The sequence below is a fragment of the Nostoc sp. NMS9 genome, assembly GCF_017114995.1.
Lineage (GTDB): Bacteria > Cyanobacteriota > Cyanobacteriia > Cyanobacteriales > Nostocaceae > Nostoc.
Genome location: NZ_JABXKL010000005.1, coordinates 109,562 through 135,809 on the forward strand (window position 1 = coordinate 109,562; position 26,248 = coordinate 135,809).

Consider the following 26,248-nt stretch of genomic DNA (forward strand, 5'->3'; position numbering starts at 1 on the left):
CCTTGACGTTAATATCTGGAGCAATTTACCCCACACCACAAAATCTAACTAGGGAAAATACACCTTTAAGTACAAAGTGAAATCAAAAAAGCTACATGGGACTGATGTTTTTTGGTTTGAAAGTCCCTTAGAAATCGGAAGTTGAGCCTTTGAACTCGAAAGTTGAGCCTCTGAACTCGAAAGTTGAGCCTCTGAACTCGAAAGTTGAGCCTCTGAACTCGAAAATTGAGCCTCTGAACTCGAAAATTGAGCCTCTGAACTCGAAAGTTGAGCCTCTGAACTCGACACTTGCACCTCTGAGCCTGGAAGTTGCACCTTTGAGCCTGGAAGTTGCACCTTTGAACTCGGAAGTTGCACCTTTGAACTCGGAATTTCGAGATCAAAAGTTCAAAACTCGGAATTTTTAGAATTCGCAAACAAGTAAAGAGTCGAGTTGAAGGAATGTGAGAGGCAATTTAGCGCCTCACCTTGACACAGCTACTACTTGATTTCTAAAAATCATTCCCAGGTAATCCGGTAACATCAGTTTGGAGAGCAAACAAATCACCTGAGTAGAAACTTTTATCAATCTCGGCTTGGCTGAGTCCAACTGAAGCAGTGGTGATGTAGAGTGTTTGCAAATCTTCGCTGCCAAAGGTGCAACTCGTTACGAGTGGAACGGGTAGATTAATCCGCAATATTTCTTCACCCTTGGGGTTGAAACGAATCACACACCATCCATCCCACATAGCTGACCAAATATTTCCTTGACTATCTATCGTCAACCCATCTGGGTAGAAAGATTCATGAGTTAAATCAACAAAAATCCGGCGATTAGTAATGCTACCTGTTACTGAATCAAAGTCGTAAGCATATATCTTTTGCTGAGGAGAATCAGTCAAGTAAAACGTCTTTTGATCGGGACTCCACCCCAGACCATTAGAGAGAGTCAATCCCGTTTCCATCACATGCAATGAACCATCAGGATCATAACGATAGAGGCTAGCCTGGGGTTTTTCTAAAGAACACATTGAGCCGATCCAAAAACGACCTTGAGAGTCACATTTGCCATCATTGAGACGGTTATCTGGCAGATTTCCTTCAATTTCCAAAATGGGAGTAACTTCACCTGTCTGGGTGTTGAGGAATGCTAGGTGATGACGCAGTGCCATAATTAATTTATCTTTACCTGCGGTTGCGATCGCGCCTACTACATCTCCCACATCAAAAAAAAAGTCTTTCCCCGTAGCAGGATTGAACTGATGTACCCGATGGTTGTAAATATCGACCCAGTAAATTAGGTTTTGGGTAGAATCCCAGATGGGGGCTTCACCCAAGCGGGCACGGGCTTCTAGAACATTGTGGAGTGGATATTGCAAAACTTGGCTCATTTTATCAACCAACAATAGTATTTACAGAAAGTAATTTCAGTAACCTTGAGGTAATTCTAAAAAAGGTTTGCCTTATACCATTTCTTTGTGAGGCTGCGCCAAACCCTTTTAACTTCTTTCTTTCTTTCTTTCTTTCTTTCTTTCTTTGTGTCCAACTCTTACGAGACGCTGCGCGAATGTGTCCTTCTCCCAAGGGGAGACGCTAACGCGAATGCGGTTCGTTTTTCTTTCTTGTACTTAAATATGGTTTAGCGCATCTTCATACAGAATTGGTATTACTAATAGAGAAAATTTTCATTCCTATTCCAGTAAAAACTAAAGACATAATTAATCGCGTCTTTCCCAGGTAAAAGAAAAGATTCTTTCTTTTGACTTTCGCCAAACCTTTGCCCTGATCCGTTAACTTAAAGTTAGTCGGTCAAGATTTCCCTTATGTACCAAACAGACCCGCCTCTCTCCCCCAAAGAAGTCCTACCTACCATGTATGATCTTCCCAGTGAATACCCTGAGGACTCTGGTTTGCCTGACGAATTTCACATTTTTCAACCCCAACTTCTGCGCGAAACATTCTTTCCACCCAACTATCCAGTAGATGAGGTATTTGTTGGCACTGATTTAAACCTTTACTATGACCTCCGGCATACACTGTGGTACAAACGCCCGGATTGGTTTGCTGCTGTAGCAGTTTCGCGTCTCTACGAACAGCAAAACTTGCGTATGAGTTATGTCATCTGGCAAGAAGGGGTTGCTCCTTTTGTAGTGGTAGAATTGCTTTCTCCTGGCACTGAAAAAGAAGACTTGGGACAAACTCTGCGGGAAATTAACCAACCGCCAACCAAATGGGAAGTTTATGAGCGGATTTTGCGAGTTCCTTACTACATCGTGTTTGATCGGTACATTGACAAACTCCAAGCATTCCAATTAGTTGCAGATAGTTACCACGAAATAGATGTAACTACTTCTAGAGTCTGGATGCCAGGAATACAATTAGGTTTGGGACTTTGGCAAGGCGTTTACGAAGGTATCGAACGTTTGTGGTTACGTTGGTACGATGAAACAGGAAATTGGATTTCTACGCAGCTAGAACAAGAAAGGCGACGAGCCGAACGAGAAACGCGACGAGCCGAACGAGAAAAACAACGTGCTGATAAATTAGCGGCGAAGTTGCGACAATTAGGCATTAACCCTGATGAGGAGTAGTAGATAATTGGTTTATTCCCATTACCCATGACTGAGTAAGCTGTGGTGGAGTTTGCCTACCTTTATGATCGTGTTGGTTGTTGACTGTTGACTCTCAACTGTCAACAACCAACAAACGTCTCGATCATCAGTGATTTCTAAGATAACCTTGCTTTTTAAACAGCTTGTAAAATCTCCTCATCTACAGAGAAATCAACATCGGCTTTATCCCGGCCAGAAGCGAGATAATCATTTTCCAGAGAATCTTGTAAACCAGAAATCAAATCATATTCAGGATGCCAGTTTAATTCTGTTTGCGCTTTATTCACCGAAGCAAAGAAATGCTGCACCCGCATCGGAAAAGCTTTGCGTTTGCCAAAATCAAACTTCTTCGGGTCGTAATGGACGATTTTAACAGCATCGGGTGATTTGCCAGCTGCTACAGCGCTAGCACGGGCTAAACCATCAAAAGTGACAAAGCGATCGCCAGAGATATTATAAATCTGTCCTATGGCTTGTTTATTGCCCAAAACTTGAGTCATTGCTAGTGCCAAATCTTTTACATGACCTAACTGTGTGATATGCAAGCCATTTCCGGGGATAGGAATGGGGCGATCGTGCACAATTCTGTCAAAAAACCAGCCTTCCAACTCATTATAATTACGAGGCCCGTAAATATAAGTAGGACGAATAGAAGTAAAGGGTAATCCCAATTGAGTCAGGTAAGCTTCTGTTTCATGTTTACCCTTATGGCGACTTTTGGGATCTACTGCATCGCCTTCTATGTGGGGTAATTGATCGGATTTGAGATAAACCCCCGCAGAACTCATATACACAAAATGTTGCACTCGGTCTTGAAAAATTTCTGCTAGTGGTTGAGTATCAGTAAGTTCCCGCCCGTTATTGTCAAAAATGACATCAAAGTTTTCTTGTGATAACTTTGCTTTTAATTGAGTAGCATCTGTGCGATCGCCTATAATTTGTCCTACTCCCTGTAAAGAAGGTGCTGGCCGATTCCCACGATTGAACAGCACCACCTCGTGTCCTTGTTCCACTAGTAGTTGAGTCAAATAGACACCAATGAACCGAGTACCACCCATAATCAGAATTCGCATAAATTCACCCTTTCTATATCAGTTGTCATCAAGGGAGTAGGGACTGGGGACTAGGGAAACAAAAAGGACAAGGAGAACAACCCATGCCCAATGCCCCATGCCCAATCCCCAATGCCCAATCTGAGATTATCAGGTTGCAGCATCCATCTGGAACCTCTGAGCAAAAGATTCCGTCCCATTTGCTAATCTGGGGCGCTTCCCGTTAATTAATCACAAAGGGAAACTTTTCAGTCGGAGTCTAAGAAAACTATTTTGAATTTTGAATTTTGAATTTTGAATTGTTTAGCTGTGCCCTTGAAATATGCTCTGGTTCATGAGTGGCTGACACCCAAAGCTACCGGTGGTTCAGAACTCGTTGTCCGAGAAATTTTGAATCACATTGATGCTGATTTGTATGCTCTCATAGATTTTGAATCCAGCAATAGAGAAAGTTATTTATACAAGCGTCAAATTGGCAAGACGTTTCTCCAGAACTTTCCCTATGCCCGCAACGGTATACAAAAATACTTGCCTTTGTGGCCCTTGGCAATTGAACAACTTGATTTGCGGCATTATGATGTCATTCTGTCTTCATCCCATGCTGTTGCTAAAGGAATCCTTACCACTCCCGAACAGATGCATATTTGCTATTGTCACAGCCCTATGCGGTATGCCTGGGACTTGACCTTTGATTATCTGCACCACAGCAAACTGGGTAGTGGTTTACCTGGATGGGTGACGCGATATTTATTACATCGTTTGCGCCAGTGGGATGTATTGAGTGCCAATCGCGTTGATTATTTCATTGCCAACTCACAGCATACAGCTCGGCGGATTTGGCGTTGCTATCGGCGTGAAGCAACAGTCATTTATCCACCAGTGAATATTGCGGAATTTCCATTTCTGTCTGAGAAAGAGGACTTTTACCTGACAGTTTCCCGGTTAGTGAGTTACAAGCAAATATCGTTGATTGTCAAGGCTTTTAATCAACTAAAACGACCATTAGTGGTCATTGGTACAGGAGATGAAATGAACAAGATTCGCGAGATGGCAAACTCAAATATCCAAATACTCGGTTGGCAACCCGATAATGTGGTAAAAAAATATATGTCTAGGGCTAAGGCGTTTGTGTATGCAGCTTGTGAAGATTTTGGTATTGCCCTAGTGGAAGCACAAGCTTGCGGCACGCCAGTGATTGCTTATGGTGCAGGGGGTGCTCTAGAAACAGTGCGAGATATCCGTTCTGGTGCGGATACAGGGACAGGTATATTTTTCAGGACTCAAACAGAGGCGGCTTTGGTGGAGGCAGTAGAAAAGTTTGAAATGTATGAGGGTTCGTTCAATTCCGAGTATATGCGATCGCACGCTGCGCAGTTCTCACCGCAAATTTTTGCAGATCGTTATCTAGATTTTGTAAACAAGTGCAACGAAAAAAGACCGTTTTTGCAATGATGGTCTTGATTAACGTCTTATTTTTTTAGGCTTTTGGCAATTTCCCCCAGAAGCACCTCATTTTGGCTTTAATATTGGGACTATGTGTGGTGTGGATTATTAAGGAGTATGATGACTGCCCAGAGCTCACTCCTCTCCGGCAAGCGAGGCGTACGGCAAGACACTAGAGCGTCTACGCGTTTCTTAAAACGCGGTCAAAAAACAAAGACGCCAAAAGTTAAGCCCAAAGGTTTATCTTTTCAGGGTTTAAACGGAGAGTTTGCCAAACGACTGTTCGATATAGTGTTTTCGCTGTCGGTATTAATTTTGTTCTTCCCCGTCTACTTAATTTTGACCTTGCTGATTGCCTTTAGCTCAGAAGGCCCAATTTTTTATGTCCAGGAACGGGTAGGGAAAAATTACAAACCGTTTAATTGTATTAAATTCCGAACAATGGTAAGCAATGCGGACGAAATCCTCATGCAAATGATGGAAACATCGCCCGAATTGCGACAAGAATTTGAGAGCAGTTTTAAGCTGAAACAAGACCCCCGGATTACCAAAATTGGTCGATTTTTGCGAATTACTAGCTTAGACGAATTTCCCCAGTTCTGGAACGTTTTAAAAGGGGACATGAGTGTAGTCGGCCCCCGACCTCTGGTAGCAGAAGAACTGCCAAAATACGGTTATCACATTGATGAGATTTTAACAATCCGTCCAGGAATTACTGGTTTGTGGCAGGTATCTGGGCGTAATGACATTCCCTACCCTCGGAGAGTCCAAATAGACCTGCATTATGTCAAATTTAGGAATTTCTGGCTTGATTTATGGATCATCTTGAAAACTGTTGATGTGGTAATTCTACCCAAAAATAACGGTGCATACTGAGTAACTACTTAGGGTCGATTCTGTGGGGCATTTAATGCCCCTAAGTACCAATTCTTCCCCTAAGACTAAAGGATTGCCCATCTTTACTTTCTATAATTTTTGCTTTTTTACTTAACGAAGACTTCTGTGAGTGTGGATCTTTGGCTCTTTTCCCTTGATTCACATTTCTGCCAGAAATCTAATTTAAAATACCTATTTTATTAAGTCTTCACAAAACCACAGATATATGAAGCTTTGACAAAAAAACAACATACATAAAAATACTCTTGATCTATCTGATAAAAAAGAAAATATACATAATTAAACAATCTTGAGCTATCTAAGGTTGGACTTACGTGTTAAATTACTTTTTATTAAGTATATTTATTTACGGAAAAAGTCTTATAACAACAAGAACTCGTAGGTTTCCCATTAGGCAATTCAGCAATTAGTTGCTAGGTTGTATCAGATTGACTGTAACTTTTTAATCAAAGACAATAAGGGATAATTGAGCATGACGCAACAGAAGCGAGCGTTGATTACTGGTATTACTGGACAAGATGGTTCATATCTAAGTGAGTTTTTGTTGGAACAAGGTTATGAGGTTCATGGCATCATTCGCCGGACTTCTACCTTCAACACAGACCGCATCGATCACATTTACGAAGACCCCCACAAAGAGGGAGTGCGCTTGTTTCTTCACTACGGTGACTTGACAGATGGTACAACGTTGCGGCGTATTTTAGAAGAAGTAAAGCCAGTAGAGATTTACAACCTCGGCGCTCAATCCCATGTCAGAGTCAGCTTTGATTCACCAGAATACACGGTGGATGCAGTAGGAATGGGAACATTGCGTCTGTTGGAAGCAATTCGAGACTACCAGCATCGTACCGGAATTCAGGTGCGATTTTACCAGGCGGGTTCTTCAGAAATGTACGGTTTAGTACAAGCAATACCTCAAACTGAGACAACGCCCTTTTATCCCCGTAGTCCCTATGCCTGTGCGAAAGTTTACGCTCACTGGCAAACTGTAAATTATCGTGAATCTTATAATTTATTTGCTTGTAATGGCATACTTTTTAACCACGAGTCACCACGGCGGGGTGAAACCTTTGTAACCCGCAAAATTACTAGAGCCGTGGCTGGTATTGTTGCTGGTAAGCAGAAAAAGATTTACATGGGTAATCTAGATGCCAAGCGAGATTGGGGCTATGCAAAGGATTACGTCAAAGCAATGTGGTTGATGTTGCAGAAAGACCAGCCAGACGATTACGTAATTTCTACTGGTGAAACCCACTCGGTGCGCGAGTTTTTGGAACTGGCATTTAGTTATGTGAATCTTAATTGGCAAGATTATGTAGAGTTTGATGAGCGTTACCTCCGTCCATCTGAGGTAGAGTTATTGATTGGCGATTCTACCAAAGCACGGCAGAACTTGGGCTGGACACCATCAGTAACCTTTGAAGAACTAGTTTCCCTAATGGTAGAAGCAGACTTACAAGCATTGGGTCACACTTCACCCAATGGAAATGGTTCACAATTTCCAAATGATATTGCCACTATTCGTCAAACACTGGGCGCTTTGCACTTCTGATTCGCATCACAGAGGATAAAATATGACCGCCTTAGGATTAAAAAATAAACGGATTCTCGTCACTGGTGGGTCGGGGTTTCTAGGTCGTCAGGTGATAGATCAACTGTGTAAAGCAGGAGCCGATCATGAGAAAATTACAGTACCGCGATCGCACGATTCCGATTTGCGTGTTTGGGAAAATAGCCAACGTGCAGTTGACCAGCAAGACATAATCATACATCTAGCAGCTCATGTCGGTGGTATCGGTTTAAACCGCGAAAAACCCGCAGAGTTGTTTTACGATAACTTGATCATGGGAACCCAGCTAATTCACGCTGCCTATCAAGCTGGAGTAGAAAAATTTGTTTGTGTTGGCACAATCTGCGCCTATCCTAAATTCACTCCAGTGCCATTCAAAGAAGATGACCTTTGGAATGGCTACCCAGAGGAAACCAACGCCCCTTACGGAATTGCAAAAAAAGCACTTTTAGTTCAATTGCAATCTTACCGTCAGCAGTACGGTTTTAATGGGATTTACCTACTGCCAGTAAATTTATATGGCCCAGAAGATAACTTTGACCCCGGAAGTTCCCACGTCATTCCAGCGTTAGTTCGCAAAGTTCACGAAGCCCAAATTAAAGCAGAAAAGCAACTTCCAGTTTGGGGTGATGGTAGTCCCACCCGTGAGTTTCTGTATTCAGAAGATGCAGCGCGGGGGATTGTGATGGGGACTCAATTCTATAACGAATCGGAACCAGTTAACTTGGGAACCGGTTATGAAATCTCCATCCTTGATTTAGTAACTCTAATCTGCGAATTGATGGAGTTTAAGGGTGAAATTGTGTGGCAAACTGATAAGCCTAATGGTCAACCCCGCCGCTGTTTAGATACTGAACGGGCAAAGCAAGCCTTTAATTTCACGGCTCAGGTGAGCTTTGAAGAAGGGCTAAAGAATACCATTGAGTGGTATCGTCAACACGCTGCATAACAATGTTCTGGTGAATGTAGAGTGATACAAGCTGGGTGATGCCCAGCTTATTTTTTTGACTATATTTTATGGACAAAGTTAATCATCAACTAAATAAAGTAGAACTGCGCCGCACTCTACTCAAAACACGTCAATCAATGTCCGTTGGAGAATGGAGAGAAAAAAGCGATCGCATTAGCTCTCATTTACAAAACTCTACTTTGTTTACCCAAGCAAAAACAATACTCGCTTATTTCAGCTTTCGCCAAGAACCTGACCTCAGTCAACTATTTGCAAACACCAAATACCGTTGGGGATTTCCTCGCTGCGTTGATCAATCCCTATGTTGGCATATTTGGGCACCTAACGATTCTGTCCAAAGCGGCGCTTATGGCATTCCTGAACCCCACCCTGATGCTCCAATCTTAGATGCTGCCGATGTAGATTTGATTCTCGTACCCAGTGTAGCTTGCGACTATCAAGGATATCGTTTGGGTTATGGTGGCGGATATTATGATCGCTTGCTCAGTTTACCGCAGTGGCAGACAAAGCCAACCATCGGAATTGTCTTTGATTTTGCCTATTTGTGCCACATACTTATTGAGCCTTGGGATAAACCACTACAAGCTATTTGTACGGAAACCGGATTGACTCGAAAAGGTCGAAGGATTCAGGATAACTAAGACATCTCATAAAATGTTTTATGACTAACCCAACCTCATCTACCACTGAGCAGGAAGCAATAATCGACGAGATTATCGCAATTAGTCTCCAAGCTCAACAAAAAACAGGCCCAGACCTCCGCCAAATTCATAGCAAAAGTCATGGACTCCTTTGGGGAGAGTTTATTATTGAACCGAATCTACCTGAAGACCTGAGAGTAGGTTTGTTCAAAACGCCCCAAACCTATCCTGCATGGATTCGTTTATCTAGTGGTGGTGCGCCTCAAAAGCGTGGTCAATTCAACTCCGATAGCCAACCTGATGTTCGCGGTATCGCCATCAAGGTGATGAATGTGGACGGGAAAAAAGTGCTGGATGATGAAGAAAAAACTCAAGATTTTATACTCAACAATTATCCTACTTTCTTTACCAAAGACGTTCGTGATTACGCCGATCTTTCCAGAGCAGGTAGTGGAGAACTTACCCCAGAACGGCTGGAAGAACTTGGTTACGCCTTTGCTATCTTGCAAAAAATTGTCAGCCACAAGGTAGGAAATCCACTTTTGATTCAATATTGGAGCATGGCTCCGTTTAAATTTGGTGAGCGGATTGTAAAATTATCTGTCAAATCTCAACAGCCTGAACAACCACCAGAAACACTTCCAGAGTCAGAAAATTACCTTCGAGAAACGCTGGTCAAATATTTAACGGAAGAAGGGCGAGAAGCATCTTTTGACTTTTTAATTCAGTTTTATGTAAATGATGATAAAACGCCGATTGAAGACCACGTTAAAGAATGGCAAGAAGCAGATTCACCGTTTATCAAAGTTGCAACTGTCCGCATTCCTAGTCAGAAGTTTGACTTTGAAGAACGCAAAAGATTAGATGAGGGTTCGCTGTTTTCCCCTTGGCATACACTGTTAGAGCATGAACCTGTTGGAAGTGTGAATCTCTCTCGCAAGAGACTTTACAGCGAACTTGCAAAGTATCGGCGAGAAGAAATCACCAAACGCTTGCAGGAACCACAACCTTATGTAGCGGTTGAAGATTAACTACTATAGTTTGACTTAAAACTGTAGGATGATAGGCTATAACCCTACTTGATTAGATACGATTTTTGGCGTTGTTGATTTGATGTATAAAAGTTATTAGTTGTGCAACCAAAACTCTTGTAGAGACGTAAAAATTTACGTCTCTACATTTACAGATGAAAGTGGAATGTAACTTACTTAAGCTGGATTTATATCCCTGACTTATTTAATAAGTAGGGGATGTGAACTGCAACTCTTGATTTAACTAGATTTTTGATCATAGGTTACGATAAAATTAATCAAATTTTAAAGTAAAGCCATGTCTGACTCAGTTCAGTATGTCACTAACGCACAGGGAGAAAAAGTTGGAGTACTGTTAGATTTAGAAACTTACCAACAGCTAACCAACTTGTCTGGAGATTCGGAATTATTGATTGGTTTAAATCGAGATAACTTGCAAACCCCAATTCTCAAAATTAGGTTAAATTATTTAATCCACAACAGCAATTGTGGACATACTATTTTGCTTTGAATGATGATGCTACAGAAATTGTCGGAATTACATCTGTAGGAAGATCAACAATTTTGGCTTTAAAAATGAATCGTTTGCAATTGATTCGTGTACGTAAAATATGCGTCAAAATGGGTGAGCATCCACCCAATATTTCACCCTAGTCCTAACCTCTCCTCGCTTGTGATGAGACATAATTTAATTTTCAAAAAATATAATTTCCTATATTAATCAAATGCTGAACTGGAAAAAATCACGATCGCAAATTCTGCTAATGTATGCGCTATTGGGAGCGATCGCACTGTTGATGCTCTTTCCTTTACTATGGCTAATTAGTACAGCCCTGAAATCGCCGACGGAAAATATTTTTCAGTCGCCGCCACAGTTGCTACCCAGTCAGCCAACACTAAATAACTTCTCTAGTGTATGGAACTCTCTACCTTTTGGACAATACCTGTATAACAGTACCTTAGTGTCAGTACTGACTGTGGGCTTAAATCTACTGTTTTGCGCTTTAGCTGCCTATCCGTTGGCAAGATTGTCATTTGTGGGGCGAGACTGGATTTTTGTAGCGATCGTCTCTACGATTATGATTCCCTTCCAAATCGTAATGATTCCCCTTTATATTTTGACAGTCCAGATGGGTTTGAGAAATACTTATTTAGGGATGATTTTTCCGAGTTTAGCTTCTGCCTTTGGTATTTTTCTGTTACGCCAAGCTTTCATGAGTGTCCCAAAAGAAATAGAAGAAGCGGCCCGGATGGATGGCAGCTCAGAGTTAGGATTATGGTGGCATATTATGTTACCAGCAGTTCGCCCAGCACTGGTAACTTTAGCTATTTTCGTATTTATTGGTGCTTGGAGTGACTTTTTGTGGCCTTTAATTGTCATCCAAGATGAAAATTTATACACTCTACCTTTGGGAGTTGCAAAGCTAGCAGGAACATTTTCTCTTGACTGGCGCTTGGTAGCTGCTGGCTCAGTAATTGCGATCGCCCCAGTATTATTACTATTTTTGTTTTTACAACGTTACATTGTTCCCACGGAAACTGGTACTGGGGTCAAGGGTTGACGAAGAATTCAGAAGTCAGAATAAGAAAGTGGTAGATGAGGGAGATGAGGGAGAAATAATTAATGCCCAATGCCCCAATTTAATAAGCCCCAGTCTTTTTCAAGACTACCCAGATAGTTTTAAGAATCAGGCTCAGGTCATAAGTTACAGACCACTTGCGTTGATAATCTATATCCATTTTGACAATGGTTTCAAAGTCTGTGATGCTGGAACGTCCATTAGCTTGCCATTCTCCGGTAATGCCTGGTTTGACTCGCAATCTATTCCAGTGGTGTAGATCGTAATTACTGACTTCATCAGGAGTAGGTGGACGAGTACCAACTAAACTCATGTCCCCTAATAAAACATTCCAAAATTGAGGGAATTCATCCAAGCTAGTACGCCGCAAAAATTTACCAACAGGAGTAATGCGAGGATCGTCAACGGATTTAAAGATATGACCTTTGGCTTGGTTCTCAACCAAATGCTTGAGTTTGTCAGCATCGACTATCATGGAGCGGAATTTCCAGATGCGGAAAGTTTTTCCGTTTAAACCACAGCGAATTTGGGAATAAAATATTGGACTTGGCTCATGAATAAAGGTAGCAATTGCTACGGGAATTGCTACCATAAATGTAATAATCAGCCCCACAATTGCTCCAACAATGTCAATTAATCGTTTTCTCACGCTTAAAGTTGACGGGTGTGAAGGCTGTTGCAAACAATTAACTGAATAAAGATAAAGATTATTCACAAGGGCTAACTTATGTTATGATAGGGGTTTTTACATCAGTAGTGTAGACATAGAGATGATTTTTACTGCTGTTGCCGCTACTACTGAGTGTTAATGTACACAAATCTTAACCGATATAAAAACCAAAAACCAAAAATTTACAGAATCTTTCAATTCAAGGATAGATTGTAAATTTACGGTATTTTATCCATCTAATAAAAAGATACTAGTATCGTACATATCCTAAAAATTACTGTCCTGAAGTACTAGTAGTCCACCACACTAAATTTGATGGGGAATAAGTTTGTAGTAAGGACTTTAGTCCTTGATTTGAGCGCTGAAGCGCTCAAATCAAGCATTGTTGACTTGGCGGATCAATAGTAGTAATTTGTAAAATTCCAAATGCTTACGTTATGAGCATTTGGAATTTTGAGTAGTATTCTTATTTCTAGTGCGATCTACTAGTCTCAACGATCAACCTCTAAGGCAAAATTCACCGTATATGGTTCCTCTAGTGATTGCTGATTACTAGCCTTAATTGCATCTAGATAGCGACGCAAAGACAACAATTGTTGAGAGTTGGGACGATAAGTGAGACTCCCTTGTTTTTCAAAAAGTGGTGCTGTGGCGATCGCCTGATAGTCAGGATTTTCTTGCGAACTCTGGGTAAGCCAGGTTGATTCTATGACTGACGGTATCAAACCGGAAGGCAGTTCACCTGACAAAAAAGCCAGCAGCCTTTGCTGACAAGTGCGAGTATTAATCCCACGACCCTCAAATAACTGGATAACTTCACCGAAAGATAAGGGTCGGTCTGGTAGCAATCGCAACAATTCTGTAAACAAGAAATAATCAGTGTATTGTTGCCTGGGTATATCTAAAATCTGGGGATGCAGAGGCAGCATCGCCAAACCATAAGCAACCCGACTGCAATTGGGAGCGCCATTTTCGCCGAGATATAAATCTTGAATAATCTTAGTGCTGGGAAGTTTTTGCCGTAACCAGCGGTTCACCGTCCCGACACAAGCCACTCCACCAGTCAGGATAGCTTGATTAATGGCTTCTGTGGGGATGCCACAAGCTACCAATAACTTGTTAAGTTCTCGGTTCAGGCGGCGCACAAAGGGAATAAATACTTGGCTTTCTAAGTCTCGTCGCTGCAAAACCCATCGCTGATCGGCTAATTCTAGGGTAAAAGAGTCTTGGTGTTGCAAAATCAGTTTTAGGGCTAATGCCGCATCTAATACTGCCTGTCCTAGTAGAGAACTTTCTAGACGCTGTTGGAGACGAATTCGAGCGGTGATATCTGGTTCTCCGACTCTAGGTAGTTCTAATTCTTCCAACCCTAAAGTCTGCCAACGCATTTGGTCCAAACCGGGAATTGAGGGTTGCCATTGCCAAGGATTACTCGTGGTAGTTTTGCGTAGGCGTAGCCCGCCGCAGGCATCGCTTGGTGTTTCTAGGCGTGATTGCCGAGATTTCGGTGGCAATAGCAGCTGGCAGATAATATCTTGTTCAATACCCTTACCAGCATAAGCAAAACTATGGAGCATGAAATCATTGTATGTCAATTGCTGCAAGGTTTCTGGTATATTCACCAGCAACATTTCTGTGGCAGTTGTCCCAATGTTAATCACAAGGGTGTTGCCAACAATGGGATGTTCGCTAGTTTTTGCTGGATGAGAACCTTGAGCATCGCTTAGTTTTACTTGCTCACCATTAGCAGCATCGAGTTCTGGGAGTAGACTAGCGATCGCTTCTTCGACAAAAAATACTTGCTGCGGATGTTGAATAAGTTTGCTAGTGAGTAAAGCTTCCCGCACGTTAAAGCGGTATTGTTCCGACCAGCTAGATGGACAGGTACAAATTACACCAGCAATATTATTGATAATCTGGGGAAAATCTTGTTCGCCGATCCCAACAGCGGCAGCCACTAAACTAGGGGTGGTACTTGTTTTTTCGGATTTGAGAGTTAACAGTAATTTAGAGAGCGATCGCACAACCCAAATCAAAGGCCCTGCCGAAAATTCATTTAATTGCAAAACTGGTTCCCATTTGTGTCGTTCACTTTTGTAGGGAATGGCTACTTGGAGATAGGGCTTCAACTGCGCCGAGTAGAGAATATTTTTCGTCGGATCTGCTGTCGATCTTGGTGTTGCAGGAGTGGTAGCCGAGCGATCGGGTACTTTATCTTGGGCAACAGCCGCAGGTGCTGTCTGCTCATGTGCTTCGATAGTTTCGTTTTCACCGTGGGGTACAGAAGCTATAGGCAGATAAACCTCTGTTGGTAAACGAAACGATTGTTGAAAGGAACTTGTTCCCGACGGATTTTCTGCTGACCAGTAGATAGGATGTACAACAAAAGTTGAGCGATTTAATAATGCGGCGGAAATTCCTGTTGTACCTAAATCAATTCCTAAATACCAGACTGATTCTAAAACATTGGGCGAAACTTCTGGATTATTTATGGAGTTAGCAATTGGAGGTAAATAACTTTCTGCAACAGGAGTTGTGACTTCCTTTTTTTCAGTTTCTACCTGGGGAACTGCCAAACTGGAGAATGCAGTAGTTGATGTATTCTCTGCTACTTGGAGATTTTCAGGGGAAGTTGTGTTTTGAATGTTATCAAGTGGTTCCGATAAAACATCCAAGTTGGTAGCTGGCTGCGACTCAGAATTTAGCTGGCGATCAAAATTAGCCAAATCCCGATCTAATTGCTGCAACTGTTCTTCATCTAAAGAAATATCTGGTACGGCTGGAGACTGGTTTGACTCAATAGAAAGTAAGTTTTCTTGGGGTGAAGCAGCAATGTAGTTATCTGAAGACAGTTCGGAGCGATCGTTGTTAATTAATACTTCCGATGTGGCGATACTTTCAGTAGGCTCTGCCAACGCAATTTCTAGTACTTCTGGAGTCACTGGTGTTGTGGTTGTGGCATTATCCACAAAAGATGAGACTTCCAGCAGTTGCAGTTTATTATCGGTATCAGGCAATAGGTCAGTTGCTCTAGCTGTGGCATTATCCCCAAAAGATGAGACTTCCAGCAATTGCGGTTCGCTACCAGCATCAGGCAATAAGTCAGTTAGGGTATTAATTGTATCAACACTAGCTGGCTGAGTGCTGATTTGTGGCAAACTGTCTATTTGTGGAGTAGAAAAGCTAAGAGGTGAGTCTAGGTCAGTATCCTCTGCAAAAAATAGTTCTTCCTGTGGCTCTGATGAATCTGTGATTTCTCCTAAATCTTGGATTGGAAGATCCGTTTCCGGTGTCACAATCGCAGAATCCACGATTGGAGAGACAGGCGGAGGCTGTGCGATGTTCAACGGTGATGGAGAGGCTGTAGAAGCAGATAAGTCATTTGTGGGAACATCGAGACTGGAATTGTTAACATCACCAGCATCAAACAAACTGGCGTAAAGTTGGTCTACTTCATCACCAATTGCCGCAGAAACATCTTGCGGTAATTCGGTCGGGGTTTGAGAATATTCAGATGAGTCTAGACCAAGCTGCAATAGCACTGCATCTAGATCCTCTGTGAGGGTAGTCTCCTGTTGCTCATTTGTGAGTGGAGATGAAGTTTCTGGCTGTACAAGCTCGAAGGATTGGGGCGCAACTCCAGCAGCAATCTCGGCTGGCTCAGTCAATGATGGTAGTGTCTCAGATTCTCCTCCCAGCAAAGATGACTGCGAACTAGGGGATTCTTGTTGCAAATGCTGGGTCAAATTGTTGACAAAGCTGGCCATCAGCTGTTCGCCTTGCATCCCCTTGCTATGCATTCTTGCCAGTGCTTGCGACAGGGATTCGTAATAAGTATTAATGTTACGCTGTAGTGCTTCAAAGACTACATTCACCGTCCCATCTAGTGATAATAGGCGTTGATCCAACTCCCTAGCTAGCTGGGTTAAGCGCTCTACATCGTTAGAGGATTCTAACAAAGATTGAGTTGCAGAGGTTGCGTAATTAATTCCTCCTGAAGAACTGGTGGAATTTTCCCTCGTCTGTCCGAGCAGGGGTGTTAAAGTTGGCACAAGGCGATTCATGAGTACCTGTAAAAACTCGGTAATCATTTGCTCCTGGTTTGTCAACTGCTGCGCTAAGGAGTAGTTTTGCAAACGCTTTTGTTCTAGTTGCCGAATTTCTTGTATGAGAGTGGCTCGCTCTTGCAAGAGTAATTCTAATTCCGATCGCAACGGCTGAATCAATCTCGAAAATTCATTTTTTAATTGTCCTGCACCAACAGTACTCTCTTCCTGACTGGCTTCGAGCTGCGGTAGTGGATACTGGTTATAATCGCGATCAATAAATTTTGTTAACAAAGGCGATGGCTCCGCCAACGCCAAGGGCGAACGCGGTTCTTCAGAAGACTGATTTGGGATGCCGCTCTCTAATGCTGCTTTTTCTTGTAACCTCACCAAGAAGTTGCGAATTCGCTCTAAAACTTCTTTCGGCTCTTGCGCCTGACCAGACAGAAATCTAGACAGGCGCTTGCCACCGCTGGCAAGTAAGTTGTCAATGTCTGCGATCAGCTTTTGAATTTCATCTGTACTAAAAGTCACTTTTCCTACCTTACCTACAAATCTATGTCAACTAATGTGACAATTACTTTACAATCACCGTACCCCTATGGGGATCTTGCTACGTGCAGCGTCGACCATAGGAGAAGTTTTGAGTGGCAAAAGCCGCTGCTTGCACTTGTGACTGTCATTATGTTATGGATTACTGGGAGTCGTGGCAATCTTCATTCATCGAAGAAGACAAAGAGCAACTTGTCTCCTTATCTCCCTCTCTCCTTGTCTTCTTCAACAGCCTTTGCTCGAAAAGCTTAATTTTGTAGGTCATTGGTTGCCTATTTTTGAAAATCGCTAAAATACCTGAGCAATAATTTACTCCCTTTAGTATCATTAATGTTGTTTGCCTATATTCATAACTAATCAAGTTTGCAGTGCAGCTAGCCCCTAAGCAATACAACCGCAGGCTATAAACTACTTTTTGCAAAACTTTTACCCCGTTTAAACTTATAGGTAAAGATTATTTAGAAAAACTTCTTGTCGCTTTCTTGTGTAGCATAGTTTAGTTTTTTCTTTGAAAAAGAGCTGTCCAATGATAGCTTAGGCTACAAATGGCGCTCCTGTTTTTTGTGTGTACATAGCAGCTTGAATTAAAGATGTCGTAATGGAAGATCGATATAGCTTGCAAGCACAGGCTAATTCCTGGATGATCACCTCCGCTCCCTTTTTTCAAGGGTTGCCAGAAACTGCTGTGGAATCAGCCCTCACCCATCTTGTTACCCGCACTCACCCAGCCAATCAGGTGATTCTACTGGAAAATGACTGGGGTGGTTCTGTGTATTTTATTATGGACGGATGGGTAAAAATTCGCACCTACAATCTGGAAGGAAAAGAGGTAACGCTGAATATTATTGGCAAAGGTGAATTGTTTGGTGAAATGGCGGCGCTAGATGAAGCACCTCGATCCACGGATGTGATTACCTTGGCCCCAACGGTAATTGGTAGTATGCCTGCTCAGGATTTTGTCAAATTACTTCAGATAGAACCCTTGGCGGGAGTTCGATTGGCGCAACTAATGGCACGACGTTTGCGGCAAGTAAATCGCCGATTGCGGTTGCGGGAATCTGATAGCCAGTCAAGGGTAGCAGATACGTTGTTATTTTTGGCAGAAGGACAGGGAAAAAAAGGGCAAACCGGAACCGAAATCCCCAATTTACCTCATCGGGAATTGAGTAGTTTGAGCGGACTGGCGCGGGAAACGGTGACACGAGTATTGACAAGGCTAGAAAAAAAAGGCTTGATTAAACGGGATCAAGATACTATTTGTATTCCCGATTTGTCAGCCTTAGAAAGAATGATTGTTTAAAAACTTGTCAGATATGAGTATTTTAGATTCTCTCCCAGATGAACCGGAGGAAGATCCATCCCTTGAATCTCCAACTCCTCAGAATCATTGGTTAGATAAAGAACAGCAGTTAATGCCTCCTCAAATCAAGGCTGATGCACCCTTGAGGATGGTGGAAACGGCATTTTTAGCCAGTACCGCTAGCTTAATTTGGTTTATTAATTTTTACTTTCCTTTGGGCCCAGTTTTGCGGATATTTTTTCCAGTGCCGATCGCTCTAGTTTATCTGCGTTGGGGCAAACGTGCAGCATGGATGGCAGCACTCACCTCTGGGTTACTGCTGACAGTATTGATGGGGCCAGCCCGCAGTTTGCTGTTTGTCATGCCCTACGGGTTCATGGGCGTCCTTTTGGGCGCGACGTGGTATCGTCGTCGTGTTCCCTGGATTGTTTCTATCACTTTGGGTACGCTATTAGGTACTTTAGGAGTCTTTTTTAGGCTGTGGTTGCTGTCTGTTTTGTCGGGTGAAGACCTGTGGATTTATGTGATTACTCAGGTGACTGAGTTCATTGAGTGGGTATTTTTTAACTTAAGTTTGTTGATGAGTCCCAGCATATTTTTGATTCAAGTGGGAGCGATCGCTTTAATTATACTCAACAACTTTATTTACCTTTTTGTGGTACACCTGGCAGCATGGTTGCTTTTTGACCGCCTGGGCAACCCGATCCCCCGCCCACCACACTGGGTACAAGTTCTCATGGATTATGAAGGATAATTATTAGTCATTTGTCATTGGTTAAACGATCAGTCCTAACTAATAACCAATGCCCCATGCCCAATTGCCCATGCCCAATTCCCAAATTAGTATTTATACCCAAAAAGAACAGGGTGAACAATGGCTACGAAGGTATCGTGGTTGTCTACCCGTATTTGCTTGTGTTTTAGGATTTACTGAAACTGGTTTAATTCCAGGGATTTCAGCAGCTGGTCGCACTTCAGAGGATCGGAAATATACAGCTTGTGCCGATGCCGAGTTTTTGTATTACGGCCCAGAACATAAAGCCCAATATCCCCTACCACCATTGGCGGCTGGGGCTTCACCTGTGCTGATTTCTCGCGCTGTCTTTGAGTCACTAAAGATACCAGTTCATTTATTTAATGCTGGTTTACCCCAGACTCCTGCTGTGCCATTAATTGATTTGGGTGGCGCTCCTGCTAAGTGTTTAAGTGGAGGTGCTGCGATGGAAATTACAACACTACACCACTTGTTTGAACAAGGGCTATTTTGGGGAGAACGCCTAGCTACCAATATTCAACAGGGGTATCTGATTGTCGGTGAGTGCGTAGTCGGAGGTACTACAACTGCCCTGGCAATCTTAACTGGTTTAGGTATAGATGCTGCCGGAAAAGTTAACAGTAGCCACCCTGTTTGTAACCACGCGCAAAAGTGGGCATTAGTGCAAGCTGGACTGGAGAAGATGAAGGGGAGCAGGGGGCAGAGGGCAGGGAGCAAGCAGCAGAATGAGATATTCCAATCTCAAATCCAAAATTCTGTAGATCCCCTACAACTCGTCGCCGCCGTGGGTGATCCCATGCAAGCGGTGGTAGCTGGGATGGCGATCGCTGCTAGCCGTAGTTGTGGTGTGATGCTGGCTGGAGGGACGCAAATGCTGGCGGTTTATGCGTTGATGAGTGCGATCGCTCAAGCTTACGCTTTATCATGGCAATCAGAAGCAGTAGTTGTAGGCACAACCCGCTGGGTGGCTGAAGATCCTACTGGCGCTACAGTTGACTTAGCCCTTAACTTAGGAAAAAACAGCTTAACTCCGAGTGGAGAAACCCCTCCTCTATTAGCAACTCATCTGAGCTTTGCTGATTCTCGTTATCCCCAACTGAGAGCTTATGAGCAGGGCTTTGTCAAAGAAGGTATGGGTGCTGGAGCCGCTTGCATAGCCGCCCATCTTAGCCAAGATTGGCAGCAAAACCAACTTTTGGCAGCCATTGAAGCCCAACTTGAACGGCTAAGTACTGCCTTGAACTAAAAATTAATGTTAAAATGTGGCTGCCGTCTTACTATTACTTAAAGTTAAAGTAATACCAAGTCGCGTTCATGATGTATCACTAGACGACTTGGTATTAACAGATGATATCAGCTGTAGCTTTATTAAAAACTTCCAGGATTGTCATCAAGTGCCAGCAAGAAATTAATCAGGTCTGCTTGCTGGTTGGAATTAAACCCAGACTGTCTATCTACATAGAAGTAATGACCTGTGCCATCAAGGTTACTACGCACTAAACTAGGGTTAGCTTTGTTGGCTTTCACAACCAAACTACGAAGATCGCGATCAACCAGGGCCCGCAAGCTGCTAGCAGGATCGGCAGGTATAATTTGGCTAAGAGTGCCAGATAGCCCTAAGCCACTCTTGTTGACAACCGTGAAACTACCATTTGAGTTAACTTTTAGGCTTCCTGCTCGTACTGCTGCACCACCATCGTGCAAATATGGGGCGCTTAAATAAAGACCACGTAACGTAGTAGTTTTGTAACCGCCTTTTGGCAATATACCTTTGGGTAGAGTTGTGGGAGTATCAGAGATACCCTGCGTTGGTAGATTCAGCACTTCAGCCTTAGCAGGTATGGGAACAGGAGTATTAAAAGTGTATAGCTTGGGTGGTACTAATAAATTACTTAGTCCCAAGCGAGATTGGGCACGAGCTGGGTTAGTACGAATTTCATCAATTGGATGAATTTTGTTATCAGTGAAGAATGGGGGAATATGGCAAGTTGCGCAATTAGCTTTCTCAAAAACTTTTGCGCCACGCTTAACAGAATTGCTGTTCAACGCTTGCCAGTTTTCCGAAGTCTGGTTGGCAGGTGGTACTAAGCTATTTTGGAAAGCAGACATAGCATTGGCAGCAAATAAGAAAGGGCCACTCGCAATATCACCGGGCTTTTGAGTATTTGGGCTGAAAACTAAACCGTTGTAAGTAAATAAACTGGGGCGCAGATTTGGGTAAGTTCCTGTACCAGGAGCAGGAATTTGGTCTTCTAATTCTGCTTGTATAGGATTCGGTGCAATTATCCCCCGCAGCCATTCAGAAGGTTTTACTATCACTCCTTCTGGTAAACGTAGGCTGGGAGTGGCAGCATTTTGCAGAAAAGTACCAATATAAACTTCTGGGTCAATACCAAGAGTTTCTGCACTCAGTTGAGCAGCTGCCAACAGATTATTTTCTGAAGAATGAACACCGTTGCTGACAGCGCTGAGTCCCGCAAACGGCCCCACAGCAAACTGTCCATCAAGGAAATAAGGATGATTCTTAAATGTGAATATGCTAGGAATTTGAGTAGTATTGTTGATACTATCTGAAGAACTCTCAAAATTACCAAAAGGCACATCCAATACTGCATCGTCAAAAGCTTTTTCAAACTTTTCAGGATCAGGTAATTTTACTTTATTACCTTTACTGTCAATAATAGTCTTACCGTTGCCTTGGTATTGTGGATCTAGAGGGTTGAAGTTTAATCGTGCGAATCCTGCGGCTGTATTTGGTGATAAGGCAACTAACAGGGGCGTAGCAATTTCGCCATTAGGTACTCCCAAAAGACGTTCACCGTTATTTGAAAGAGATACATGGCAAGCAGCACAGCTAACATCAATCTTAGGTGTGATTCCCAGCCCAATGGGAAAAGTCCCTCCCTTTTCCATTTTTAAGCCTGTATTAATGACAGTTCCTTTGGGAAAAGTTCGACTACCTAACGCTATATTCTTCTGAAGAACAATTTTTAAGTTTGTTGTAGGTTGACCTTGCAACTTAACTATTGCTGTCTGTAATTCTGGCAAAATTTTAGCAATGCCAAGTCCAAAACCGAATACTCCTTGCAAACCAAATATATCGCCAATCTTCCGATTGAAGAATATATCTTCGCCTTTTGCAATTAATTCTTTAGTAATTTTAACTGCCCCTATCCGCTGATAGGAAATGGGATTTTTAGGGTCAAATCCTTTATTTACAACTAGTTGTGATGCTTCTTGAGGACTTAGAAGTTTGCCGAAATAGTCGTAATAGCCTAACGGTTGAGTAGGAGAAGGTTGTAAAAGGTCGATCTTAGCAAAAGCTGTCTGGCTTGTCATCAACCAATTTGATAACAAGATGCTAAAAACGCTAATGAGAAAAACGCAGATTAAGAAAAAAATCTTGGTTTTTGAAACATACAATACCCTAATGACATCAGTCTTAGGGTTGTTTTTTTTTGTTTCATAGTGAGGTAGGAACTAAAAACCTAGGGGTAGATATATCACACTATTACGTAAAGATATGTAATAATATGTTTAACTTTTTTATTAATTTGATGGCTGGATTACTTACTTGTATCTAAGTATATGCTTATCAAACCATCACTCTATACTCAACCTAAAGGTTTGTCTTACCTACCTCAATCCATTTTTTTAATTTGTTGAACTTCAGGTTAAATTTAATGAATTCTCTCTCTAAGTAATTGTTCTTCTAAAGCAGCAATGCGATTGTACGCTGCTGTTAATTGCGCTGTCAGTCGTTGTATTTGAATTTCTGGTGTTATGTTATCTCCAGCTTGACGATGCATATCTAGATAAATGCCATCTGTCAATACATCCTTGTGTTCCATTTCTGGATTTAAATTGTTACGTCCTTTAAACTGGTAGCCTCCAGCCGCGCCATTTTGTTGGCAATTATCCTTTGCTTGTGTATTCGCTAAAGAACACTCTGAGAAAGTTTGAGTGACTTTACCATCAAGCTGCTCAATTACTTGGCACACGGCATCTAACTTTTGGCTTAAAGTCAGGATCTGCTGCTGTAATAGCTCCATTTAATACCTTTATTCTTACATTTTCTATATGTTATTCAATTTACTCCCAACCTTAACGATACTTATGGATTTTTTAAGTATTGATAATTTTTGGTGGAAATGTAACATTTCAATCATTAGTTCTAAATACAAGTAAGGTTCCACCATAAGTACCATCAAGTAAATTTATGGATAAAAATTTATCTTTAGGTAGTAATTTGACAAAAAATCGCTAATTTAAGTCAAATATTCAAAATTAACCGTATTATCAAGAAAAAATACCGATAATTCTCCAGATCCACTTTTTCAGCTAGTCATCCACTGCTAAATCTCTGCTTAATATTAGGTATAATCAAAAATCTCAAAATCCAAAATCAATGGATCGACGGTCTTTTTTGCTAGGTACGAGCACACTGGCACTTTCACAACTGCTTTTTGGCTGTGGTGGAAACAAGCAGACGCAACTAAAAGTACAGTTATTAAAAGGTTCTATACCTGGTCAGGTTGTGAATCAGTTCCACAAAGGTTTGCAGCAACGGGTGCAGTTAAAGTTTGCTCCAGTTGAGCATATACAGGATTTATTTCACCAATTACAAAATTGGCAGCAGAAGCCAAGGACCAGCGATGAGCAGGGATGGAGTCGCTTTATACCCTTTAGGCAAGGTCAAAAAGCAGCTGACACAGACCTAGTGACATTGGGAGATTACTGGCTACAAGCAGCTATTGAACAGAAATTGATTCAACCACTCCAAGAAGTACAGGGAAACGAATTAAAGCAGTGGTCTACTTTAGATGAAAGGTGGAAACAACTGGTAACGCGTAACGATCAAGGTATTTTGGATACTCAAGGGAAGGTATGGGGTGCGCCTTACAGGTGGGGTAGTACAGTAATTGTTTATAACCGTGACAAGTTGCGAAAATTGGGATGGACGCCCAAAGATTGGAGTGATTTGTGGCGAGATGGAATGCAGCAGCGTATTTCCCTACTCAATCAACCACGAGAAGTTATTGGTTTGGTCTTAAAAAAGCTAGGAAAATCTTATAATACAGACAATCTTGACCAAGTACCAGACTTGGAAAAGGAATTACAGATATTAAATCAACAGGTGAAATTTTACAGTTCCAATAACTATTTGGAACCTCTAATTATGGAAGACACTTGGCTAGCGGTTGGTTGGTCAAGTGATGTATTGCCTGTTCTGGGACGTTATCCACAACTTGCCGCAATTATCCCCCAGTCAGGAACAGCTATGTGGGCGGACTTATGGGTACGTCCCGCAGGGATTACTAAGGATACTTTATCAGATCAATGGATTGATTTTTGTTGGCAACCAAGCACAGCTAAACAAATTTCGGTGCTGACTAAAAGTAATTCACCAATTTCTACAAATATTGCCGCTTCGGATATCCAAGAACCATTATGGAGTTTATTAGAGAGCGATCGCAAAGTTTTTGATAAAAGTGAATTTTTACTTCCCTTACCTCCATCAGCAATAAAACAATACGAGTCTTTATTTGCCAAAATTAAGGTTTAATTGGAAATTGGGCATTGGGCATTGGTTATTAATTCTCCTCATCTCCCTCATCTCCCTCATCTCCCTCATCTCCCCACTCCCCACTCCCCACTCCCTACCCTTTTTTCTACAAAGAACGCTGTAACCCTATCTTGTTCTTAATAGTGGTTTGGATACTGCATAAAGCTGGACTTGTACTAAAGTTGCAAGTGTAGGTTGCCAAGGGTTCTTTTTGATAATTAAATACCCGGACGTTGTAACCAAAGTTCCGTGCAGCGCTACCCAAGCGATTTACGAAGTCGTAGCGCTCTACATACTCTAGTAAACTCCAAATTTGCTGATTCACGATTAAGTCTACTCGTGCAGGTTCTTTGTTAGAAGCTGGATATGCGATCCAATTATCCAATAGCTTTTTCTCAGAGTTTTGTTGTGCCCACCATAAACTGGGAACGGTTAATCGTTCTGGATGAATGGTGGTAGCTGTGATTATATAGTCTTTTGGCTTGGTCAATAAGTCTAGTTCTAAAGGCGCACTAGAAGGCGACGGGATTGAGGGGGTTTGTGCTAGTGAAGGCGGGACTAGTAAAGTGGTGAGGCTAATAGTTAGTAGTAATGAAAATGATGTCTGGCAATGGCTGCGCCAACGCCTGCCGTAGGATGCCCGTTCGCGTAGCGTCTCCTTTAGGAGAAGGGCTGTAGGGCGATCGCACAATTTAAGTATATGCATAACTGATACTAATTCATCATTCGTTATGAAGGCACAAGTTAAAATTCGCACAAATTAAAGTTTAATGGCAACGATGCGAATTCTTCGATAATCTGCTGTCCAAGTTCCTTGTTGATATAGTGTTGGTTTCAGATATTCCTCAACAACGGAAATTATTTGTATTTGTTGCTCAGGTGAAAGTCCTGCTAAAAAAGGGCTGGCGAACATTTTAATCCAGTTTGCGATGCCAGCTTCTCCCTCTGCTAGGGGAGTTGGGCGAGGAAACAGGATAGCATAAATGACATCAAAGCCTTGCTGTTCTAGTAGGTTGCTGTATTCGCCAATACTGGGGTAATACCAAGGATTCTCTACTTGTGCTTGAGGGATACCAATGGACTCTAAAGCACTGTATAAAGCTGTGGCGATCGCCTTTACATTACCTTTACCCCCAAATTCTGCAACAAAACGCCCTCCGGGTTTTAGAGATTGGTGTATGGATGCGATCGCACTATCTGCTTCTTTCACCCAATGCAATACAGCGTTGGAAAATACAGCATCTAATGGCTTATCTACTTGAAAGTTCCTAGCATCAGCAATATCAAAGCGGATATGGGGATAGTTTTGTCTGGCCTTTTCGATCATCGCGGGTGCATAATCAACCCCCATAACTTCAGCACCAGCTTGGGCAATTTTTTCTGTGAGTTGTCCAGTCCCACAGCCAAGATCCAAAATGGATTCTCCTGGCTGAGGGTTTAGTAATTTCAGTAAGTCTTCGCCATACTGCCAGACAAAGGCGTGTTTATCTTCGTAAAGGGAAGTGTCCCAATTATTGCTTGTCGAAATATTATTCATAATGTAGGATTTTATGGTGTGTAGAGA

The 26,248-nt window shown here is 42.2% G+C and carries 23 protein-coding genes; 15 read left to right on the plus strand and 8 right to left on the minus strand.

Features of this window, described 5'->3' with window-relative positions:
* Positions 1-149: 149 nt before the first annotated feature.
* The gene (locus HWQ40_RS02540) at positions 150-407 is read left to right on the plus strand and encodes a hypothetical protein (protein WP_292774786.1); all 258 of its coding nucleotides are present in this window, start codon (positions 150-152) and stop codon (positions 405-407) included.
* 84 nt (positions 408-491) lie between these two features.
* On the opposite strand, the gene HWQ40_RS02545 is transcribed toward HWQ40_RS02540, so the two are convergent.
* Positions 492-1,370: an SMP-30/gluconolactonase/LRE family protein gene (locus HWQ40_RS02545; RefSeq protein WP_292774787.1), complete on the minus strand. Its 879-nt coding sequence runs from the start codon at positions 1,368-1,370 to the stop codon at positions 492-494.
* 432 nt (positions 1,371-1,802) lie between these two features.
* Between HWQ40_RS02545 and HWQ40_RS02550 the strand changes: the two genes are divergently transcribed.
* Positions 1,803-2,570, plus strand: coding sequence for a Uma2 family endonuclease (locus HWQ40_RS02550; protein WP_292774788.1), 768 nt, complete (start codon positions 1,803-1,805; stop codon positions 2,568-2,570).
* A gap of 155 nt (positions 2,571-2,725) precedes the next feature.
* Here the strand turns inward: HWQ40_RS02550 and HWQ40_RS02555 are convergent, their stop codons facing one another.
* A complete protein-coding gene (locus HWQ40_RS02555; RefSeq protein WP_292774789.1) occupies positions 2,726-3,664 on the minus strand; it encodes an NAD-dependent epimerase/dehydratase family protein in 939 nt (312 codons plus the stop codon).
* Between the two features lie 83 nt (positions 3,665-3,747).
* Between HWQ40_RS02555 and HWQ40_RS02560 the strand changes: the two genes are divergently transcribed.
* From HWQ40_RS02560 to HWQ40_RS02600, 9 genes are all read left to right on the plus strand, one after another.
* Positions 3,748-3,870: a hypothetical protein gene (locus HWQ40_RS02560; protein WP_292774790.1), complete on the plus strand. Its 123-nt coding sequence runs from the start codon at positions 3,748-3,750 to the stop codon at positions 3,868-3,870.
* A gap of 82 nt (positions 3,871-3,952) precedes the next feature.
* Positions 3,953-5,095, plus strand: a complete 1,143-nt coding sequence (locus HWQ40_RS02565) for a glycosyltransferase (RefSeq protein ID WP_292774930.1) — start codon at positions 3,953-3,955, stop codon at positions 5,093-5,095.
* Positions 5,096-5,206: 111 nt separating this feature from the next.
* Positions 5,207-5,962 (plus strand): sugar transferase, encoded by a 756-nt coding sequence (locus HWQ40_RS02570; RefSeq protein WP_292774932.1) that lies wholly within the window; start codon positions 5,207-5,209, stop codon positions 5,960-5,962.
* A gap of 493 nt (positions 5,963-6,455) precedes the next feature.
* Positions 6,456-7,535, plus strand: coding sequence for a GDP-mannose 4,6-dehydratase (gene gmd / locus HWQ40_RS02575; protein ID WP_292774791.1), 1,080 nt, complete (start codon positions 6,456-6,458; stop codon positions 7,533-7,535).
* Between the two features lie 22 nt (positions 7,536-7,557).
* The gene (locus HWQ40_RS02580; RefSeq protein ID WP_292774792.1) at positions 7,558-8,502 is read left to right on the plus strand and encodes a GDP-L-fucose synthase; all 945 of its coding nucleotides are present in this window, start codon (positions 7,558-7,560) and stop codon (positions 8,500-8,502) included.
* Positions 8,503-8,570: 68 nt separating this feature from the next.
* Positions 8,571-9,164 (plus strand): 5-formyltetrahydrofolate cyclo-ligase, encoded by a 594-nt coding sequence (locus tag HWQ40_RS02585; protein WP_292774794.1) that lies wholly within the window; start codon positions 8,571-8,573, stop codon positions 9,162-9,164.
* A 20-nt stretch (positions 9,165-9,184) separates the two neighbouring features.
* The gene (locus HWQ40_RS02590) at positions 9,185-10,195 is read left to right on the plus strand and encodes a catalase family protein (RefSeq protein ID WP_292774795.1); all 1,011 of its coding nucleotides are present in this window, start codon (positions 9,185-9,187) and stop codon (positions 10,193-10,195) included.
* A gap of 298 nt (positions 10,196-10,493) precedes the next feature.
* The gene (locus tag HWQ40_RS02595) at positions 10,494-10,706 is read left to right on the plus strand and encodes a hypothetical protein (RefSeq protein ID WP_292774797.1); all 213 of its coding nucleotides are present in this window, start codon (positions 10,494-10,496) and stop codon (positions 10,704-10,706) included.
* Between the two features lie 214 nt (positions 10,707-10,920).
* Positions 10,921-11,757, plus strand: a complete 837-nt coding sequence (locus HWQ40_RS02600; protein ID WP_292774798.1) for a carbohydrate ABC transporter permease — start codon at positions 10,921-10,923, stop codon at positions 11,755-11,757.
* Between the two features lie 79 nt (positions 11,758-11,836).
* Here HWQ40_RS02600 and HWQ40_RS02605 read toward each other — a convergent pair whose 3' ends face one another.
* Both HWQ40_RS02605 and HWQ40_RS02610 read right to left on the minus strand, forming a co-directional pair.
* Positions 11,837-12,490, minus strand: a complete 654-nt coding sequence (locus HWQ40_RS02605) for a sugar transferase (RefSeq protein ID WP_292774799.1) — start codon at positions 12,488-12,490, stop codon at positions 11,837-11,839.
* A gap of 446 nt (positions 12,491-12,936) precedes the next feature.
* Complete coding sequence (locus HWQ40_RS02610) at positions 12,937-17,025, minus strand: hypothetical protein (protein ID WP_292774800.1); 4,089 nt, start codon at positions 17,023-17,025, stop codon at positions 12,937-12,939.
* Positions 17,026-17,641: 616 nt separating this feature from the next.
* Between HWQ40_RS02610 and HWQ40_RS02615 the strand changes: the two genes are divergently transcribed.
* The 3 genes from HWQ40_RS02615 to cobT all read left to right on the plus strand — a co-directional run bounded on the left by HWQ40_RS02615 (position 17,642) and on the right by cobT (position 20,364).
* A complete protein-coding gene (locus HWQ40_RS02615; protein WP_104905149.1) occupies positions 17,642-18,343 on the plus strand; it encodes a Crp/Fnr family transcriptional regulator in 702 nt (233 codons plus the stop codon).
* A 13-nt stretch (positions 18,344-18,356) separates the two neighbouring features.
* Positions 18,357-19,097, plus strand: coding sequence for a DUF2232 domain-containing protein (locus tag HWQ40_RS02620; protein ID WP_292774801.1), 741 nt, complete (start codon positions 18,357-18,359; stop codon positions 19,095-19,097).
* A gap of 70 nt (positions 19,098-19,167) precedes the next feature.
* On the plus strand, positions 19,168-20,364 hold the full coding sequence (gene cobT, locus HWQ40_RS02625) for a nicotinate mononucleotide-dependent phosphoribosyltransferase CobT (RefSeq protein ID WP_292774934.1): 1,197 nt from the start codon (positions 19,168-19,170) through the stop codon (positions 20,362-20,364).
* A gap of 122 nt (positions 20,365-20,486) precedes the next feature.
* On the opposite strand, the gene HWQ40_RS02630 is transcribed toward cobT, so the two are convergent.
* Both HWQ40_RS02630 and HWQ40_RS02635 read right to left on the minus strand, forming a co-directional pair.
* Complete coding sequence (locus HWQ40_RS02630; protein WP_292774802.1) at positions 20,487-22,457, minus strand: di-heme oxidoredictase family protein; 1,971 nt, start codon at positions 22,455-22,457, stop codon at positions 20,487-20,489.
* 341 nt (positions 22,458-22,798) lie between these two features.
* Positions 22,799-23,170, minus strand: a complete 372-nt coding sequence (locus tag HWQ40_RS02635; protein WP_292774803.1) for a hypothetical protein — start codon at positions 23,168-23,170, stop codon at positions 22,799-22,801.
* Positions 23,171-23,526: 356 nt separating this feature from the next.
* On the opposite strand from HWQ40_RS02635, the gene HWQ40_RS02640 reads away from it, so the two are divergent.
* A complete protein-coding gene (locus HWQ40_RS02640; protein ID WP_292774804.1) occupies positions 23,527-24,684 on the plus strand; it encodes an extracellular solute-binding protein in 1,158 nt (385 codons plus the stop codon).
* A gap of 106 nt (positions 24,685-24,790) precedes the next feature.
* On the opposite strand, the gene HWQ40_RS02645 is transcribed toward HWQ40_RS02640, so the two are convergent.
* Both HWQ40_RS02645 and HWQ40_RS02650 read right to left on the minus strand, forming a co-directional pair.
* Positions 24,791-25,390, minus strand: a complete 600-nt coding sequence (locus tag HWQ40_RS02645) for a hypothetical protein (protein WP_292774805.1) — start codon at positions 25,388-25,390, stop codon at positions 24,791-24,793.
* A 54-nt stretch (positions 25,391-25,444) separates the two neighbouring features.
* Positions 25,445-26,221, minus strand: a complete 777-nt coding sequence (locus tag HWQ40_RS02650; RefSeq protein WP_292774806.1) for a methyltransferase domain-containing protein — start codon at positions 26,219-26,221, stop codon at positions 25,445-25,447.
* Between the last annotated feature and the right edge of the window lie 27 nt (positions 26,222-26,248).

Excerpts from the sequence above, each read along its gene's own strand:
- HWQ40_RS02545 (WP_292774787.1), bottom strand. The coding sequence starts at position 1,370 with ATGAGCCAAGTTTTGCAATATCCACTCCACAATGTTCTAGAAGCCCGT.
- HWQ40_RS02550 (WP_292774788.1), top strand. The coding sequence starts at position 1,803 with ATGTACCAAACAGACCCGCCTCTCTCCCCCAAAGAAGTCCTACCTACC.
- HWQ40_RS02555 (WP_292774789.1), bottom strand. The coding sequence starts at position 3,664 with ATGCGAATTCTGATTATGGGTGGTACTCGGTTCATTGGTGTCTATTTG.
- HWQ40_RS02560 (WP_292774790.1), top strand. The coding sequence starts at position 3,748 with ATGCCCAATGCCCCATGCCCAATCCCCAATGCCCAATCTGAGATTATC.
- HWQ40_RS02570 (WP_292774932.1), top strand. The coding sequence starts at position 5,207 with ATGACTGCCCAGAGCTCACTCCTCTCCGGCAAGCGAGGCGTACGGCAA.
- gmd (WP_292774791.1), top strand. The coding sequence starts at position 6,456 with ATGACGCAACAGAAGCGAGCGTTGATTACTGGTATTACTGGACAAGAT.
- HWQ40_RS02580 (WP_292774792.1), top strand. The coding sequence starts at position 7,558 with ATGACCGCCTTAGGATTAAAAAATAAACGGATTCTCGTCACTGGTGGG.
- HWQ40_RS02585 (WP_292774794.1), top strand. The coding sequence starts at position 8,571 with ATGGACAAAGTTAATCATCAACTAAATAAAGTAGAACTGCGCCGCACT.
- HWQ40_RS02590 (WP_292774795.1), top strand. The coding sequence starts at position 9,185 with ATGACTAACCCAACCTCATCTACCACTGAGCAGGAAGCAATAATCGAC.
- HWQ40_RS02595 (WP_292774797.1), top strand. The coding sequence starts at position 10,494 with ATGTCTGACTCAGTTCAGTATGTCACTAACGCACAGGGAGAAAAAGTT.
- HWQ40_RS02600 (WP_292774798.1), top strand. The coding sequence starts at position 10,921 with ATGCTGAACTGGAAAAAATCACGATCGCAAATTCTGCTAATGTATGCG.
- HWQ40_RS02615 (WP_104905149.1), top strand. The coding sequence starts at position 17,642 with ATGGAAGATCGATATAGCTTGCAAGCACAGGCTAATTCCTGGATGATC.
- HWQ40_RS02620 (WP_292774801.1), top strand. The coding sequence starts at position 18,357 with ATGAGTATTTTAGATTCTCTCCCAGATGAACCGGAGGAAGATCCATCC.
- cobT (WP_292774934.1), top strand. The coding sequence starts at position 19,168 with ATGCCCAATTCCCAAATTAGTATTTATACCCAAAAAGAACAGGGTGAA.
- HWQ40_RS02630 (WP_292774802.1), bottom strand. The coding sequence starts at position 22,457 with ATGACAAGCCAGACAGCTTTTGCTAAGATCGACCTTTTACAACCTTCT.
- HWQ40_RS02635 (WP_292774803.1), bottom strand. The coding sequence starts at position 23,170 with ATGGAGCTATTACAGCAGCAGATCCTGACTTTAAGCCAAAAGTTAGAT.
- HWQ40_RS02640 (WP_292774804.1), top strand. The coding sequence starts at position 23,527 with ATGGATCGACGGTCTTTTTTGCTAGGTACGAGCACACTGGCACTTTCA.
- HWQ40_RS02645 (WP_292774805.1), bottom strand. The coding sequence starts at position 25,390 with ATGCATATACTTAAATTGTGCGATCGCCCTACAGCCCTTCTCCTAAAG.
- HWQ40_RS02650 (WP_292774806.1), bottom strand. The coding sequence starts at position 26,221 with ATGAATAATATTTCGACAAGCAATAATTGGGACACTTCCCTTTACGAA.